We start from the raw sequence: 16,927 nt of genomic DNA on the forward strand, positions 1-16,927 counted from the left end.
AGTGCAATGAAGAGACTAAGTAGAATAGATTAATTATTTTACAGAGAAGATGAGCCTTGGCTGTGAGCTCGTCGAAAATAATCCTATTTGAAAACTAACTTGGAGCAGAATTTAGTAGCATTTTGTATGTGAAAGTATTCGGTTGACTACCTTATAGTCATCAAGAGGATATATATTTACTATATATCAACTTGGGTGGAACCACGACATATAACTCGTCCCAAATTTTATGGGATGAGTTTTTTTATTGTAATAATATAAATTTTATAGGAGGCATAATTATGATTAAAGTTACATTAAAAGACGGATCAGTAAAGGAATTTGAAAATGAGCTTTCTGTCTTAGAAATTGCAAAATCAATAAGTGAAGGTTTAGCAAGAGCAGTTGTTGCAGCGTCTGTTAATGACGAGGTAGTAGGTCTTGACTATGTGGTTAAAGAAGACTGTACATTAAACTTATTCAAATTTGATGATATAGAAGGAAAAGATGTTTTTAGACATACTTCTGCACATATGTTAGCGCAAGCTATAAAAAGATTGTATCCAGAAGCTAAATTTGCTATAGGACCAAGTATAGAAAATGGTTTCTACTATGATATAGATTTAGAACAAAGATTAACTATGGATGATCTTGCAAAGCTTGAAGCTGAAATGAAGAAAATAGCTAAAGAAGATCAAAAACTTGAAAGATTTGAATTATCAAAAGAAGAAGCTTTAGCTTGGGCAAAAGAAAATGGTGAAATATACAAAGAAGAATTAATAAATGATCTACCAGAAGGTGAAATAATATCATTCTACAAACAAGGTGATTTCACTGATTTATGTAGAGGACCACACTTATTATCTACTAAAAAAGTAAAAGCTGTTAAATTACTTAGTGTAGCAGGTGCTTACTGGCGTGGAGATGAAAAAAATAAAATGCTTCAAAGAATTTATGGTATATCTTTTGAAAAGAATAAAGATTTAGAAGAATACCTACATTTATTAGAAGAAGCTAAGAAAAGAGATCATAGAAAATTAGGTAAAGAATTAGATTTATTTTTTATACCAGAAGAAGGACCTGGATTCCCTCTATTCTTACCAAAAGGTATGGAATTAAAAAATGCTTTATTAAAATATTGGAGAGAAATACATAGACAAGATGGATATGTGGAAATAGAAACTCCTATTATATTAAATAGACACTTATGGGAGACTTCAGGGCACTGGTACCACTATAAAGAAAATATGTACACAGTTCAAATAGATGAACAAGATTTTGCTATAAAACCAATGAACTGTCCAGGCGGTATGTTATTCTATCAATCAAAACCACATTCTTATAGAGATTTCCCTATGAGAGTTGCTGAACTTGGTAGAGTTCATAGACATGAGTTATCAGGAGCTTTACATGGTCTTATGAGAGTTAGAGCTTTCACTCAAGATGATGCACATATATTCATGTTACCAGAACAAATAAAAGATGAAATAAAAGGTGTTGTAAAACTAATAGACAGTGTATATAAAACATTTGGATTTGAATATCACTTAGAATTATCTACTAGACCAGAAGATTCTATGGGTACTGATGAAGAGTGGGAAACTGCTGAAAATGGTTTAAGAGAAGCTTTAGAAGAATTAAACTTACCTTATGTACTAAATGAAGGTGATGGAGCATTCTATGGACCAAAAATCGACTTCCACTTAAAAGATTGTTTAGGAAGAACATGGCAATGTGGTACTATTCAATTAGATATGCAATTACCTCAAAGGTTTGATATATCATACGTTGGACAAGACGGAGAAAAACATAGACCTGTTATGATACACAGAGTTGCTCTTGGAAGTATAGAAAGATTTATAGGAATATTAATAGAGCAATATGCTGGTAAATTCCCTGTATGGTTAGCTCCAACTCAAGTTAAAATATTACCTATATCAGACAAATACATGGATTATGCAAATGAAGTTAAAAAAGCTTTATTTGATGCAGGTGTAAGAGTTGAAATGGATGATAGAGCAGAAAAGATAGGATTCAAAATAAGAGAAGCACAACTTCAAAAAGTACCTTACATGTTAGTTGTAGGTGAAAAAGAAGCTGCAGAAAACCAAGTTGCTGTAAGATCAAGAGATAAAGGTGAAATGGGAAGTATGAGCTTAAATGATTTTGTATCAATGGTAGTAAAAGAAGACGAAGAAAGAGTTAATATAGTTCAAGAATAATTCATAAAATTATAGATGAAAATAACCTAGGATTTAAATCCTAGGTTATTTTTTTAACAAGGCTCTTTTTGGATTAATGACTGTAATTCTTCTAAAGTCATAGTTTCTTTATCATGTAGATAATTAGCAACTATGTGTAAATCATTGATATTTTCTTTCATTAGTTTTAGAGTTTCTTTGTAACAATCTGAAACGATTGCATTAGCTTCTTTCTGTACTTGCTGTGACATAAAAGATTTTGAATTACCTTCTATTGTCATAAATCCTAATTTACTCATACCATATTCGCAAACCATTTGATCTGCAATGTCAGTAACTTTCTTTAAGTCATCTTTAGCGCCAGTAGAAAGGTGGTTGAATATGATTTCTTCTGCAGCTTTTCCAGCCAGTAATATTTTTATTTTGCCTATTAACTCTTCTTTTGTATAAATGTATCTATCTTCATCAGGAAGTTGAAGCACATATCCTAAGGCTTCGCCACGAGGAACAATAGATATTTTCTGTATAGGACAAATATTTATAATATTACTTACTATTGCATGGCCAGCTTCATGGTAAGATACGATTTTCTTTTCTTTTGCTATTAAGACTGAATTTTTTTGTTCTATACCAGCAATTACTCTTTCTAGAGCTTTATCAAAGTGATATGAAGTAATTTCACTGCTATTGTCTCTTACTGCAAATATGGCAGCTTCATTAGCGATGTTTGCTAAATGAGCACCATTAAAACCATGAGTTTTACGAGCTAATAATTTTAAGTCAACTTCTTTATGCAATGGCTTGTTATTTGTATGAACTTTTAAGATTTCATATCTACTATTATAGTTAGGTGAATTAATACGTATATGTCTGTCGAATCGTCCAGGTCTTAATAAAGCTTCATCTAATAAATCTAGTCGATTTGTTGCACCAACTATTATGATATTATCATCTTTATTAAATCCATCCATTTCTACAAGTAGTTGATTTAATGTTTGATCTTTTTCGTTATTGCTTTCTGAGTGTCTTCTAGCGCCTATGGCATCAATTTCATCGATAAATATGATGCTAGGAGCTTCTTTTCTAGCTTTTTCAAAGAGAGTTCGAACTCTTTTAGCCCCTACTCCAACATATTTTTCAACGAACTCAGATCCAGTTACATTAAAGAATGATGAATCTGTTTCTCCAGCAACAGCGGATGCTAGTAGGGTTTTTCCTGTACCAGGAGGACCATAAAATAGTATTCCTTTTGGGATTTTTGCACCCATTTTTATGTATTTGTCGGGAGACTTCATAAAGTCAACTACTTCAAATAGCTCTTCTTTTACTTCATCAAGTCCTGCCACATCTCTAAATGTCGTTTTGGGTTTACTGCTATTATGATCCTCAGTGCAGTTTTCTTTTTCCAGTTTTGTCTGAGCAAATACAGGAACTGGATTGTTAATTTTTTTCAAAAAGTTATTTATAATATTCATTGTTAAGCACCTCTGATGGATATAATTATTACTTACTTTATATTTTCCAAAGTTGTAAAAATTTATTAGGAAAATTAAAAAAATAAACTTTTACATTAAAGAGTATTGTCATAAAAGGCAGCTTAAAAACAGAAAAACTATAATTTTAAAAAATAGAAAATATTTTATAGAAAAGTAGTTGACAAATAGCTCGAATGAGCGTATATTATATGGAGTAGCAATTGTGACTACAAAAAATAATTAGTAAAACAAGAAGAAGTCCGTTTCTCGCCTTACGCCACGGGTTAGTAAGGTTAATATAAGTTTAGTTTATGTGTATTCACAAACTAAGTGCAATTTTGACTTATATAGCGGATGATATTCAATCATTCGCTTTTTATTTTATATAAAATAATTTGGAGGTGTCCTACCATTAGTAAAGAATTAACATTGAATGACCAAATAAGAGATAAGGAATTAAGAATTCTATCTGAAACAGGAGAGCAATTAGGTATAATGTCTTCTAAAGAAGCTCTAGCTATAGCGGCTAGTAAGAATTTAGATTTAGTAAAGATTTCACCAAATGCTAAGCCACCTGTTTGTAAAATAATGGACTATGGGAAGTACAAATACGAGCAATCTAGAAAAGAAAAAGAAGCTAGAAAAAATCAAAAGACAATAACAGTTAAAGAAATAAGACTTAGACCAGGTATTGAGGCTAATGATTTAAATACAAAAGCAAATAATGCTATTAAATTCCTTAAAAAAGGAGACAAAGTTAAAGTTGAACTTCGTTTTAGAGGAAGAGAACTAGGACATAAAGATATCGGTAAAGAAGTAATGATTAAATTTATTGATATAGTTAAAGAGTTTGGAGAACCAACAAAGGCCCCTGCATTTGAAGGGAACAGCATGGTTGTAATTATAGATCCAAAAAAATAGATGATTAACTGAGAGGAGGAATTTATCATGCCAAAAATGAAAACTCATAGAGGAGCAGCTAAAAGATTCAAGAAAACTGGAAGCGGAAAATTAAAGAGAGCTAAGGCTTTCAAAAGTCATATATTAACAAAAAAATCACCTAAGACTAAAATGAACTTAAGACAATCTGCTATAGTTAGCAAAGGTGATGCTGAAAGAATAGCACAATTATTACCATACTAAGAAGTAATTGACTAAACTTAAGTAATAGAATCGAAAATAAAAGACAACACACATAAGAATAAAGGAGGTCATGAACATGGCAAGAGTAAAAAAAGCAATGAACGCTCGTAAGAAGCATAAAAAAGTGTTAAAACTTGCAAAAGGATTCAGAGGATCTAGAAGCAAATTATATAGACCAGCAAACAATTTCGTAATGAAAGCATTAAAAAATGCTTATATAGGTAGAAAGTTAAAGAAGAGAGACTTCAGAAAACTTTGGATACAAAGAATAAATGCAGCTGCTAGAATGAATGGAATATCTTATTCAAGACTAATGAATGGATTAAAATTAGCAGGTGTTGAAGTTAACAGAAAAATGTTATCTGAAATGGCAATAAATGATCCACAAGGATTTGCTAAATTAGTAGAAGTTGCTAAAGCTAAATTAGCTTAATAACTTCATATAATAAGAATTAAAGCATCTATAAAAGACAATAGTCGTTTATGGATGCTTTTTTGTATAGATGCTATAAATTACTACAATAATAAGATAAAGAATTAAAAATAATTAACATATAATATCTATATTAATATAGTATAATGTTGTTATTGAAGATTAACTATTTTATAATATTGTATAGCTTAAAATTATATATAAAGGAGGGGTAGACAGAATTGAAAACCATGTTGAAAAAACTGCTTTTAAAAACAAATGCTATGAAGCCGGCGCAAGTAATGGTTATAGGATTTGGAGTAGTTATATTATTTGGTGGACTGATATTAAATTTACCCATAGCTACTAAAGATGGAGAAAGTGTTGGATTTTTAAATGCTTTGTTTACAGCAACTTCTGCTGTATGTGTCACAGGACTAGTTGTAGTAGATACAAGTACTTATTGGAATGAATTTGGCCAATTTGTTATTATAACTTTGATTCAAATTGGTGGGTTAGGGTTCATGACGATGGCTACAATGTTCTCTTTATTAACAGGTAAGAAAATAAATTTAAGAGAAAGATTATTAATACAAGAATCGCTGAATCAAAAGGATTTATCAGGTCTTGTAAAACTTACTAGATACATAATTATGATGACATTTGCCATTGAAGGTATAGGTGCATTATTGTTATCTATGGTATTTATACCTGAATTAGGTTTACTTAAAGGGATATGGTATAGTATATTTCATGCTATATCAGCTTTTTGTAACGCAGGATTTGATTTAATGGGATCTATAACGGGCGAATACTCGTCTTTAATGTCTTTTGTTAGTAATACATTAATAAATTTTGTTATTTGTGGATTAATTATACTTGGAGGAATAGGGTTCCCGGTTTTATTAGATGTAATAAATAATAAAAAATATTCAAAACTAAATGTACATTCAAAATTAGTTATAAACACAAGTGCAATACTTATTATTATAGGTTTTTTATTCATATTTATTGCTGAATTTGATAATGCAGGTAGTTTAGGTGGACTTAGTATGAAGGAAAAATTATTATCCTCATTATTCCAATCAGTTACACTTAGAACGGCAGGATATACTACGATAGATTTAACTTTATTAAAAGAAAGTACACTTTTCCTAATGATAATTTTAATGCTTATAGGTGCATCGCCAGCATCTACAGGTGGAGGTCTTAAGACAACTACTGTTGCCACATTGTTTTTAACAGTAAAATCATTTATTTTAGGAAAAGAAGATATAGAAGTTTATCAAAGAAGAATAAGTAGTACAACTGTTAGAAAGTCATTAGGTATTTTCTTTATAGGGGTATTTATAGCACTATTTGGAACTTTAATACTTTCTATTGTGAATCCAGAATTTACATTACTAGAATGTAGTTTTGAAGTAATATCAGCATTCGCAACAGTAGGCCTAAGTATAGGTGGTACACCTTCGTTAACAGCTCTTGGAAAAATCCTAATAATGATATTAATGTTCTTAGGTAGAGTAGGTTCTCTTACTATTTTCATTGCATTACTTTCTAGAAATAATAGAATAAAATCTAAAATTAGATATGCAGAAGGAAAGATAATCGTAGGATAACAATTATAAGTTTGAAAGGATGAAAAGCAAATGAAACAATATATAGTTATAGGGTGTGGAAGATTTGGTTCATCTCTTGCCACAACCATGAATTTACTAGGTCATCAAGTAATGGCTATAGATAAAAGTGAAGAAATAATTCAAAATTTATCAGATAAAGTTACCCATGTGGCAGCAGTAGATGTTACAGACGAATATGCTTTAAGATCTTTAGGATTAGGAAATTTTGATGTGGCAATAATAGCAATAGGATCTGACATAAGAGCATCTATAATGGCTACTCTTATAGCTAAAGAAATGGGTGTAGAGCAAGTAGTATGTAAGGCTAAGGATGAATTACAAGCAAAAGTTTTATATAAAATAGGCGCAGATAGAGTTGTATTCCCAGAAAGAGATATGGGTATAAGAGTAGCTCATAACTTAGTTTCAGATAATATATTGGATCATATAGAATTAGATCCAGAGTACTCTATAATGGAAATTGTAACACCTAATAAATGGGTTGGTAAAACATTAGTGGAATTAGATTTAAGAGCTAAATATGAAATTACTATTTTAGCAATTAAAAATGGAGATAAAATAAATGTTATTCCTTCACCAGAAGAACAGCTACAAGAAAATAGTATTTTAGTAGTAATAGGTAAAAATAGCAATATAAGCGCTATTGTTACAAAAGACAAAAATTCAAAATAGGAGAACATAAAATGCCTATAAACATAAGTAGTAAAGATAATGAAAAAGTTAAATATACCAAATCATTATTAAAAAGTAAAAATAGACAAAAAGAGTCAAAATATATAATAGAAGGTTATAGAATTTTAACTTTAGCAATAGAATGTAATACAGACTTAGATTATGTATTTATAAATGAAACTTTTGAAGAAAAAGAAGAGCATAAAAACTTTTTAAATATATTAGAAGATAATAATATAAAAGTGTTTAAAACTACTAATAAAATATTTAAGGAATTAGTAGATACAGAGAATACACAAGGTATTTTGGGTGTAATTAGGTTTAAAGAGAAAAAAATTGAACATAATATTAATCAAGAAGATAAATTTGTGTTAATATTGGATAGAATACAAGACCCAGGTAATATGGGAACAATAATAAGAACAGCAGATGCAGCAGGTGTAGATGCTATAATTGCATTAAAAGGCTGTGTAGATATATATAATCCAAAAGTAATTAGATCAACTATGGGTTCCATTTTTGACATGAATATCATACACTGTACTCAAGAAGAATGTTTACAGGAGTTAAAATCTAATAACTTTAAAATAGTATCTAGTTATCTTAATACTGACAATTACTATCATGAAACAAAATATCATGATAGAACAGCTTTAGTAATAGGTAATGAAGCTAATGGAGTTAATAATGACTTGATAGAAGCATCAGATATATTAGTCAAAATACCTATTTATGGCAATGCTGAATCTTTAAATGCAGCTATATCTTCAGCTATATTAATGTACGAAATTAAAAAATATTTAAGCTAATATGTTGAAAATACAATATTATGTATGTTATAATTGAACAAAAACTATATACAAAAAAGCTATGATAGAGAAAAGTATTATAATTTAACTTAGGAAAGAGAAAAATACATTTGCTGTGAGTATTTACTAAGTATTTATAAGAAGTTCACTCTGGAGCATTAAAGCTGAACAGAAATCAGTAGGCTTTAACGTTGAACGCGTTAAGTTTGTTTGAGTGGTTTATTAATATTTTTATTATATTATTAAACTACTAGGGTGGTACCGCGAATTACAGTCTTTCGTCCCTAGATAGGGATGAAGGGCTTTTTTTATTACTTATTTTTAAATTAAATATCATGAAAGGGTGAAAAAAAGTGAAAGAACAATTAATAAGCTTAAAAGAAAGAGCTTTAAGTGAAATTAAAGTATCTTCTTCAATGGAAGAGTTAGATAGCCTTAGAGTAAAGTACTCTGGGAAAAAAGGTGAACTTACTGCAATATTAAAAGGCATGGGTAAATTATCTGCTGAGGAAAGACCGGAAATAGGGAAAATAGCCAATGAAGTAAGAGAAGCTATAGAAAATGAAATAAACATAAAAAAAGAAGAAATTAAGAAAATAGAGTTAAACAAAAAGTTAGCTGAAGAAGTAATAGATGTTACTATGCCAGGAAAAACTTTTAAAGTTGGAAAAAGACATCCAATAACTCAAATAATAGATGAAGTAACTGAAATATTTATGGGAATAGGATTCTCTGTGGCAGAAGGTCCAGAAGTTGAGACAGTTGAAAATAACTTCGATGCACTAAATGCTCCTAAGAATCATCCATCAAGAGATATGTCAGATACATTCTACTTCAATGATGAATTATTACTTAGAACTCAAACATCTCCAGTTCAAGTTAGAACAATGAAAAATGAAGAATTGCCAATAAGAATAATATCTCCAGGTAGATGTTTTAGAAACGACTCATTAGACGCAACACATTCACCAATGTTCCACCAAATAGAAGGGTTAGTAGTTGGTAAAGATATAACTATGGCTCAATTTAAAGGAACTTTAGAATTATTTGTTAAGAAGTTATTTGGAGAAAATACAAGAACTAAATTTAGACCACATAACTTCCCATTCACTGAGCCAAGTGCAGAAATAGATGTTACTTGTTTCAAATGTGGAGGAGAAGGATGTCCAATGTGTAAAGGTGAAGGTTGGATAGAAATACTTGGTTCAGGTATGGTTCATCCAAACGTACTTAGAAATTGTGGAATAGATCCAGAAGTTTATAGTGGATTTGCTTTCGGTATGGGTGTTGAAAGACTTGCAATGCTTAAATACGAAATAGATGATATAAGACTATTAGTTGAAAATGATATGAGATTTTTAGATCAATTCTAATAAAAGGAGGAAGAAAAAATGTTAGTACCTGTAAAATGGATAAGAGATTACGTTAATATAGATATGGATACAGTTGAATTTGCTGATAAAATGACTATGACTGGAACAAAAGTTGAAACAATAGAATTTTTAGGCAAAGAAATAAGTAATGTTGTAGTAGGTCAAATAAAAGAAATAACACAACATCCAAATGCTGATAAGCTTGTAGTTTGTCAAGTAAATGTGGGTGAAGAAGAGCTTGTACAAATTTGTACGGGAGCTAAAAATGTTTCTGAAGGTGACTATATACCAGTTGCCAAAGTTAACTCTACATTACCTGGAGGAATAAAAATCAAAAAGGGTAAATTAAGAGGAGAAGCATCTCACGGGATGTTATGTGGCGCTGAAGAACTAGGAATAGATGAAAACTTTGTGAATGAAAGAAGTAAAGGTGGAATATATATCTTAAATGATATGGAAAACTTAGTGATAGGGCAAGATATAAAAGAATTCCTAGGATTAAATGATGCAGTAATAGACTTTGAATTAACTGCAAATAGACCAGATTGTAGATCAATGATAGGTATAGCTAGAGAAGCAGCAGTTACTATAGGAGAAAAAATAAACTACCCAGAGATAGAAGTCAAAGCTTGTGATGAAGATATAGACTTTGAAGTAAAAGTTGAAAGTCCAGAGCTTTGCCCAAGATACGGAGCAAGAATAGTAAAAGATGTTAAAATAGGGCCATCACCATACTGGATGCAAAGAAGACTTATAGAAGCTGGTGTTAGACCAATAAATAATATAGTTGATATAACAAACTTCGTAATGTTAGAACAAGGTCAGCCATTACATGCATTTGACTTAAATGAACTTACAACTGGAAAAATAGTTGTAAGAAATGCAGTAGAAGGTGAAAAATTCACTACTTTAGATGAAGTCGAAAGAACTCTAGATAAAGATATGCTTGTTATAACTGATGGAGAAAAACCAGTTGCTATAGCAGGGGTAATGGGTGGTTTAAACTCAGGAATAAAAGATGATACTACAGCGGTATTATTTGAAGGAGCAGCATTCAATGCAGATAGCATAAGAGCTACTTCTAAAAAATTAGGTCTTAGAACAGAAGCATCTGGAAGATATGAAAAAGGTGTTTGTACAGAACTTTCAATAACAGGTGTTGAAAGAGCTTGCCAATTAGTAGAAATGTTAGGTGCTGGTAGAGTTTTAAGAGGAACTGTGGAAGATTATCCAGTTAAACAAGAAGCTCAAACTTTAACTGTTAATCCATCAAGAATAATAAAAAATATAGGAATAGATCTATCATTAGACGGATTTGTAAAAATATTAGAAGACTTAGAATTCAAATGTGATTTAAAATCTGCTGATGAAGTAGTGATAGAAGTTCCAACATTTAGATTAGATATAGAGCAAGAAGCTGATATATATGAAGAAATAGCTAGAATATATGGATTTGAGAATATACCATCTGAGCAATTAGAAGGAAATGCAACAGCTGGTGTTAAAACTCCACAGCAAAAATTCATGGATAAAATAAAAGATACTGCTACAAGTATAGGGTTATATGAAATATTAACATACTCATTTGTAAGTCCAAAAACTTTAGATAAAATAAAATTACCTGCAGATGATAAGAAAAGAGATTATATTACATTAATTAACCCACTTGGAGAAGACACATCAGTTATGAGAACTACAATGATGCCAAGTATGTTAAATGTATTATATACAAATATATCTCGTAAAGTTGAAAGTGGTTTAGCATTTGAATGTGGTCATACATTTACTCCACAAGAAGGATTACCAATAGAAACTAATCACTTATGTGTAGGTATGTACGGTAAAGATGTAGACTTCTTCGTGTTAAAAGGTGCATTAGAAACAATATTAGATGCTGTAGGATTCCAAAACTACGAAATAATACCGGAAACTAATAATACTACATTCCACCCAGGAAGATGTGCTACAATAAAGTATAATAATATATATATAGGTACTTTCGGAGAGGTTCATCCAGAGGTTATAGATAACTACAACTTGGGACAAAGAGTATATCTTGCTGAATTAGATTTAGATTTAATATTTGAAAACTCAGATAGAACTATAATATACAATCCATTGCCAAAATATCCATCAACTTCTAGAGATATAGCTCTTTTAGTTAAAGATGATGTTATAGTAAAACAAATAGAAGATATAATAAAATCTAATGGAGAAGATATATTAGAGAGTTATAAATTATTCGATGTATATAAAGGTTCACAAATAGCTGACGGATATAAATCAATAGCATACTCTATAATATATAGAAGTAAAGATAAAACTCTAACAGATGAGGATGTAAATAAAGTACACCATAATATAATAAGAGAGTTAGAAGAAAAGCTAGATGCTAAATTAAGATCAAACTAACTCATCTTTGATAGGGGGATTAGTGAGATGAATAAGGTAGTTGTGAGGATTTTGGGTTCTGAATATAATATTGTTGGTAAAAATCCAGAACAGATGAAAAATGTAGCAAGGTACGTAGATGGAGAAATGAATAAGATTAAAGAAGGCAATCCAAAACTAAGTTCACTTGCTACAACTATAGTTGCATGTTTAAATATTGCTAATGAGTTATTTGATTGTTGCCATGAAAATGAAGAACTACACAATGAGGTTGAATCATTAAAAGAAGGAATGAGTAGACCGAATGAAGAAGTTCAAGGAGAAGTTCAAAAGGTTATTAACGAATTAGAGCAAAAAGATCTAGAGATAATAGACAAAGATTATCGAATAGAAGAACTTGATGAACAAATGAAAAAACAAAATGAAAAAATAGAAAATCTAAGCAAATCTACTGAAGAAATGAAGTTAGAACTAGAAAAATATATAGCTGAAATTAAAAGTTTAAAAGAAGAAGCTGAAGAAGCTAAACAAAGAGCGAAAGCAGCAGAAAGTATAGCATCACAGTGGCAAAATAAAGCTTATGATTTTCAGTTAAAATATGCAGAACTAGAAAATCAGTTGAAAAATAGAAAAAGTACTCTATAAAGAAAATAATGGGGGTGTTTCAAAGGATTATAAACTTTTGAAACACCCTTTTGACTTAAGAGCGGAGGTATAATATGAAAGAAGTTGAACTATTAGCCCCAGTTGGCTCTTTTGAATCATTGAAGGCAGCTGTACAAAATGGAGCTAATGCAGTTTACCTTGGAGGTAAAGATTTTAGTGCAAGAGCATCTGCCAATAATTTTGATAGAGAAGAGTTAAAAGAAGCTGTAAGATACGCACATATTAGGGGCGTAAGAGTTTTTGTTACAACAAATACTCTTATAAAGCAAAGTGAATTAGAAGGTTTTATCGAGTATGTAAAGTTTTTATATGATATAAATATTGATGCATTAATATTACAAGACATAGGTGCAGCAATGACAATAAAAAAACTACTTCCAGATTTTGAGTTACATGCTAGTACACAAATGGTTGCACATTCTTTAGAAGATGTAAAGTACTTGGAAGGGATAGGTTTTGATAGAGTAGTACTTGCTAGAGAATTAAATGTGGAAGAAATTAAACATATTTGTGACAATACTAATGTTGATATAGAGGTATTCGTTCATGGAGCACTATGTGTTTGTTATTCTGGTCAATGCTTAATGAGTAGTATGATAGGAAACAGGTCAGGAAACAGAGGAAGATGTGCTCAACCTTGTAGACAAAGATATACAATGATTGATATTAATACAGGAGAAGAAGTAGCTTCTGATGGAGATTATTTGCTTAGTACAAGGGACTTAAATGCTATAGAAGAAATAAACCAAATCATTGATGCTGGGGTTCATTCTCTTAAAATCGAAGGAAGGATGAAAAAGCCTGAGTATGTAGCAACTGTAATAGGTAGCTACAGAGATGCCGTTGATGATTATTTAAGAACTAAAAAAGTTAATGTATCTCATGATATAATGACTGATTTATATACTATTTTTAATAGAAAATTCACAAAGGGTCTTTTACTTGGAGAAGTAGGGGAAGATGTAATGAACTCTCAAGTACCAAATAACCAAGGGTTATATATAGGAAAAGTATTAGACTATAATAAAAAAGCAAAAAGATTGAAAATAGTATTGGAAGAGAACCTAAAAAAAGGCGATGGAATAAACTTAGGTGGCGGAGTTATTGGAAGAATCATAAAAGGTAAGGAAATCACTGATATTGGATACAAAGGCGAGATTATAGAAATAGATTTTATTGGTGAAGCTAGAAGAAATCAAATGATATTCAAAACTTCCGATACTCAATTAATGGATAAAGTACAAAGTACATTTAAACAAGACAAAGAACTGGCAAAAAGTTTTATTGATGGAGAAATAAGTTTAAGATTAGGACAAAATCCTATAATTAAATTTAAAGATTTAAATGGTAACGAAGCTGAAGTTGTTGGCGACTTTGTTATAGAAAAAGCTTTAAAAGTACCAATGAGTAAAGAAAAAATAGAAACACAATTGAAAAAACTAGGAAATACTCCTTACGAATTAAGAAATCTGAAGATAGATTTAGATGAAGGGATAAGTTTACCAATTAGTGTAATTAATCAAATTAGAAGAGAATGTATTGATAATCTAAGTGAAAAAAGAATAGATATTAAAGATAGAAAATATAAAAATGAAAAAATAAGTTATAACCCACAAAAAGCTATTAGGCCGAAAGATAAAAAGATTAGAGTCAAAGTTAAAAACTTAGATCAATTGAGAGAAGTGGTAAACTTTGAAATAGATGCTATTTATTATGAAGATGCATCAACTATTGAAGGTGCCATAGAAATAGGAAAAGAAAATAATAAAAAAGTAATTTACTCAGCACCTAGGATTATTAGAAATAAAGAATATAATAAGCTGAATAAAATTAAAGCTTTAAATGAAGATACTATTCAGATTGGAACTTTAGGATCAATAAATTTCTTTAAAAATAAAAACTTCTGCATAGATTATTATTTAAATTCATTTAACAGCGAAACTATAAATCATTTTAAAAAAGAAGGAGCTACTTCTCTTTGTATTTCTCAAGAACTTAATATGAATGAGATAGAAGATACTCTAACTTATACTGATTTAGATGTAGAAAGTGTAGTTTATGGATTTGCACCAATGATGATAAGTGAATATTGTCCTATGGGAGTAATTGTTAGAAACTGTAAAAAGGACAAAAGATGCAAAGAATGTAATGAAAGTAAATATGCTCTGAAAGATTTTAAGGGTGAAGAATATAGATTATCACAAGACTTATTCTGTAGAACTACTATATATAATTCAAAACCAACTTGTGTATTAGATAACCTAGAAGAATTAAATAACATTGGTATAAATATATTTAGATTAGATTTTACTGGAGAAAATAAAAGTGAAATAAGAGAAATCATGGAGGCTTATACTGAAGTTATTAACAATGATTTTAGACTAGGGAATAAGTCGAGTAAATTATATAAAAAGTTAGGCGAAAAAGGTGTAACAACAGCTCATTTCTATAAAGGTGTAGAATAATTTACTATAAATAAAAAAGTACTAAAGGATTAATTTTCCTCTAGTACTTTTTTATTGTATATAAACTAATATGTCTCGACAATACGTTGATTAAAGCAATATGAGCGAGTCAAATTTTAGTATTGATTCATAGATGCTAAAACTTCAAGTAAAAACTCATAAACATTTTTAACAGAAGGTATACTTAAATGTTCATTTGGAGTATGAACTTCAAACATATCTGGTCCCATAGATATTGCTTCTGCACCGTTCATTTTATCAAGTAATAAACCACATTCAAGTCCTGCATGTATAGCAGTTATAATTGGTTTTTTACCTGTTAATTTTTCATAAACATCAACACATATATGTTCTAATTTAGAATTTTTTACATATTCCCAAGCTGGATATCCATCAGTGTTTTCAAAGTTAGCCCCAACTGAATCAGCAAGTAACTTTGTTTTATTGTTTATGTTTTCTCTTAAAGTAGCAACAGAGCTTCTTACGGCGCTTTCGAAAGACATTTTATCTTCTGATGTTTTAACAACACCTAAGTTAGTAGAACTTTCTACTAAACCTTCTATATCCATACTTTGTGTTTGTATTCCGTTTGGAATTAAGTTAAGTAATAATAGAGCTTTAGACTTACAATCGTCAGCGAGAGCCTTGTCAGCAGTAGTTTCTTCAACTATAACTTTAAGACCAGGATCAGTAGTGCTAAATTCATGTTTTAATATTTCTTCTATTCTAGATACACTAGCTTTAAGAGCATCAACTTGATTTTTATCAACTACAACTTTTGCCTCACACTCACGAGGAATTGCATTGTTTTTAGATCCACCGTTAACTTCTACTAAATCATAATCAATATCAAGTAAATTTAATATTCTACCCATTACAACATTTGAGTTAGCTCTTTGTTTAACTATATCCATACCTGAGTGTCCACCAAGTAAACCTTTTACTTCAACTAAAAGAGCTTGTTTATTTTCATCAACAGATTTATATGTAAGTGGTAAAGTAACATAAGCTCTATTTCCACCAGCACAACTTACTAATAAATAACCTTCTTCTTCAGAGTCTAAGTTAATTATATATTTTCCTTTTAATATGCCACCATCTAATCCATTAGCACCAGTCATACCAGCTTCTTCGTTAGAAGTTATTAATACTTCTAAAGATGGATGAGCTAAATCATTTGAAGCAAGTACAGCAAGACCCATAGCAACAGCTATACCATTATCTGCCCCTAATGTAGTACCGTTTGCATAAATCATATCATCTATAATTCTAAGGTCAATTGGATCCTTTTCAAAGTCGTGATCTGAATCTTTGTTTTTTTCACAAACCATATCCATATGACCTTGCAGTATAACACCAGGACAGTTCTCATAACCTTCAGTTGCAGGCTTTCTTATTAATATATTTAAGTGTTCATCTTGGATTACTTCTAAGCCTAAATCCTTGGCAAACTTATATAAGAAATTACTTATTTCTTTTTCATTGCCTGAACCCCTAGGTATTTGAGATATTTCTTCAAAATACTTAAACACTAATGATGGATTTAAATCCTTTAATACATTTTTCATAATAAACTCCCTTTCTTTTGAATCGATTAAAATTTAATTTTAAGTTAATAATGTAAATAACTTAGATATACTAAATAAAAGCTGTATTATATGTTAAAATATAATATGCTAATGTATAATATTATTTAGTCTA

13 protein-coding genes and 2 other annotated features are annotated in these 16,927 nt (G+C 30.1%); of the genes, 11 read left to right on the forward strand and 2 right to left on the reverse strand.

The window, feature by feature from the left end; translation table 11 throughout:
- Positions 1–226: a binding site (T-box leader), on the forward strand. This feature is flagged as partial in the annotation.
- A 55-nt stretch (positions 227–281) separates the two neighbouring features.
- Positions 282–2,201 (forward strand): threonine--tRNA ligase, encoded by a 1,920-nt coding sequence (gene thrS, locus NSA58_RS00200; RefSeq protein ID WP_074079466.1) that lies wholly within the window; start codon positions 282–284, stop codon positions 2,199–2,201.
- A gap of 53 nt (positions 2,202–2,254) precedes the next feature.
- Here thrS and NSA58_RS00205 read toward each other — a convergent pair whose 3' ends face one another.
- Positions 2,255–3,655: an ATP-dependent metallopeptidase FtsH/Yme1/Tma family protein gene (locus NSA58_RS00205; RefSeq protein ID WP_039678481.1), complete on the reverse strand. Its 1,401-nt coding sequence runs from the start codon at positions 3,653–3,655 to the stop codon at positions 2,255–2,257.
- Between the two features lie 429 nt (positions 3,656–4,084).
- Between NSA58_RS00205 and infC the strand changes: the two genes are divergently transcribed.
- From infC to NSA58_RS00255, 10 genes are all read left to right on the forward strand, one after another.
- Positions 4,085–4,576, forward strand: a complete 492-nt coding sequence (gene infC / locus NSA58_RS00210; RefSeq protein WP_330376031.1) for a translation initiation factor IF-3 — start codon at positions 4,085–4,087, stop codon at positions 4,574–4,576.
- Positions 4,577–4,603: 27 nt separating this feature from the next.
- Positions 4,604–4,798 carry a 50S ribosomal protein L35 gene (gene rpmI, locus NSA58_RS00215; RefSeq protein ID WP_039678482.1) on the forward strand — a complete coding sequence of 65 codons (195 nt, stop codon included), beginning with the start codon at positions 4,604–4,606 and terminating at the stop codon, positions 4,796–4,798.
- A gap of 76 nt (positions 4,799–4,874) precedes the next feature.
- Positions 4,875–5,231, forward strand: a complete 357-nt coding sequence (gene rplT / locus NSA58_RS00220) for a 50S ribosomal protein L20 (protein ID WP_018592042.1) — start codon at positions 4,875–4,877, stop codon at positions 5,229–5,231.
- A gap of 230 nt (positions 5,232–5,461) precedes the next feature.
- Positions 5,462–6,829: a TrkH family potassium uptake protein gene (locus NSA58_RS00225; RefSeq protein WP_074079464.1), complete on the forward strand. Its 1,368-nt coding sequence runs from the start codon at positions 5,462–5,464 to the stop codon at positions 6,827–6,829.
- Positions 6,830–6,859: 30 nt separating this feature from the next.
- Positions 6,860–7,522 (forward strand): potassium channel family protein, encoded by a 663-nt coding sequence (locus NSA58_RS00230; RefSeq protein ID WP_039678484.1) that lies wholly within the window; start codon positions 6,860–6,862, stop codon positions 7,520–7,522.
- A gap of 11 nt (positions 7,523–7,533) precedes the next feature.
- Positions 7,534–8,331 (forward strand): TrmH family RNA methyltransferase, encoded by a 798-nt coding sequence (locus NSA58_RS00235; RefSeq protein ID WP_079764746.1) that lies wholly within the window; start codon positions 7,534–7,536, stop codon positions 8,329–8,331.
- Positions 8,332–8,383: 52 nt separating this feature from the next.
- Positions 8,384–8,620: a binding site (T-box leader), on the forward strand.
- 64 nt (positions 8,621–8,684) lie between these two features.
- Positions 8,685–9,704, forward strand: a complete 1,020-nt coding sequence (gene pheS / locus NSA58_RS00240) for a phenylalanine--tRNA ligase subunit alpha (protein WP_039678485.1) — start codon at positions 8,685–8,687, stop codon at positions 9,702–9,704.
- A gap of 18 nt (positions 9,705–9,722) precedes the next feature.
- Positions 9,723–12,116 carry a phenylalanine--tRNA ligase subunit beta gene (pheT, locus tag NSA58_RS00245; protein ID WP_039678486.1) on the forward strand — a complete coding sequence of 798 codons (2,394 nt, stop codon included), beginning with the start codon at positions 9,723–9,725 and terminating at the stop codon, positions 12,114–12,116.
- 27 nt (positions 12,117–12,143) lie between these two features.
- On the forward strand, positions 12,144–12,740 hold the full coding sequence (zapA, locus tag NSA58_RS00250) for a cell division protein ZapA (RefSeq protein ID WP_039678487.1): 597 nt from the start codon (positions 12,144–12,146) through the stop codon (positions 12,738–12,740).
- Between the two features lie 74 nt (positions 12,741–12,814).
- Complete coding sequence (locus NSA58_RS00255; protein ID WP_039678488.1) at positions 12,815–15,226, forward strand: U32 family peptidase; 2,412 nt, start codon at positions 12,815–12,817, stop codon at positions 15,224–15,226.
- Positions 15,227–15,342: 116 nt separating this feature from the next.
- On the opposite strand, the gene NSA58_RS00260 is transcribed toward NSA58_RS00255, so the two are convergent.
- Positions 15,343–16,794 carry an aminoacyl-histidine dipeptidase gene (locus tag NSA58_RS00260; protein ID WP_039678489.1) on the reverse strand — a complete coding sequence of 484 codons (1,452 nt, stop codon included), beginning with the start codon at positions 16,792–16,794 and terminating at the stop codon, positions 15,343–15,345.
- Positions 16,795–16,927 lie beyond the last annotated feature (133 nt).

The organism is Terrisporobacter muris, assembly GCF_024621905.1.
Lineage (GTDB): Bacteria > Bacillota > Clostridia > Peptostreptococcales > Peptostreptococcaceae > Terrisporobacter > Terrisporobacter muris.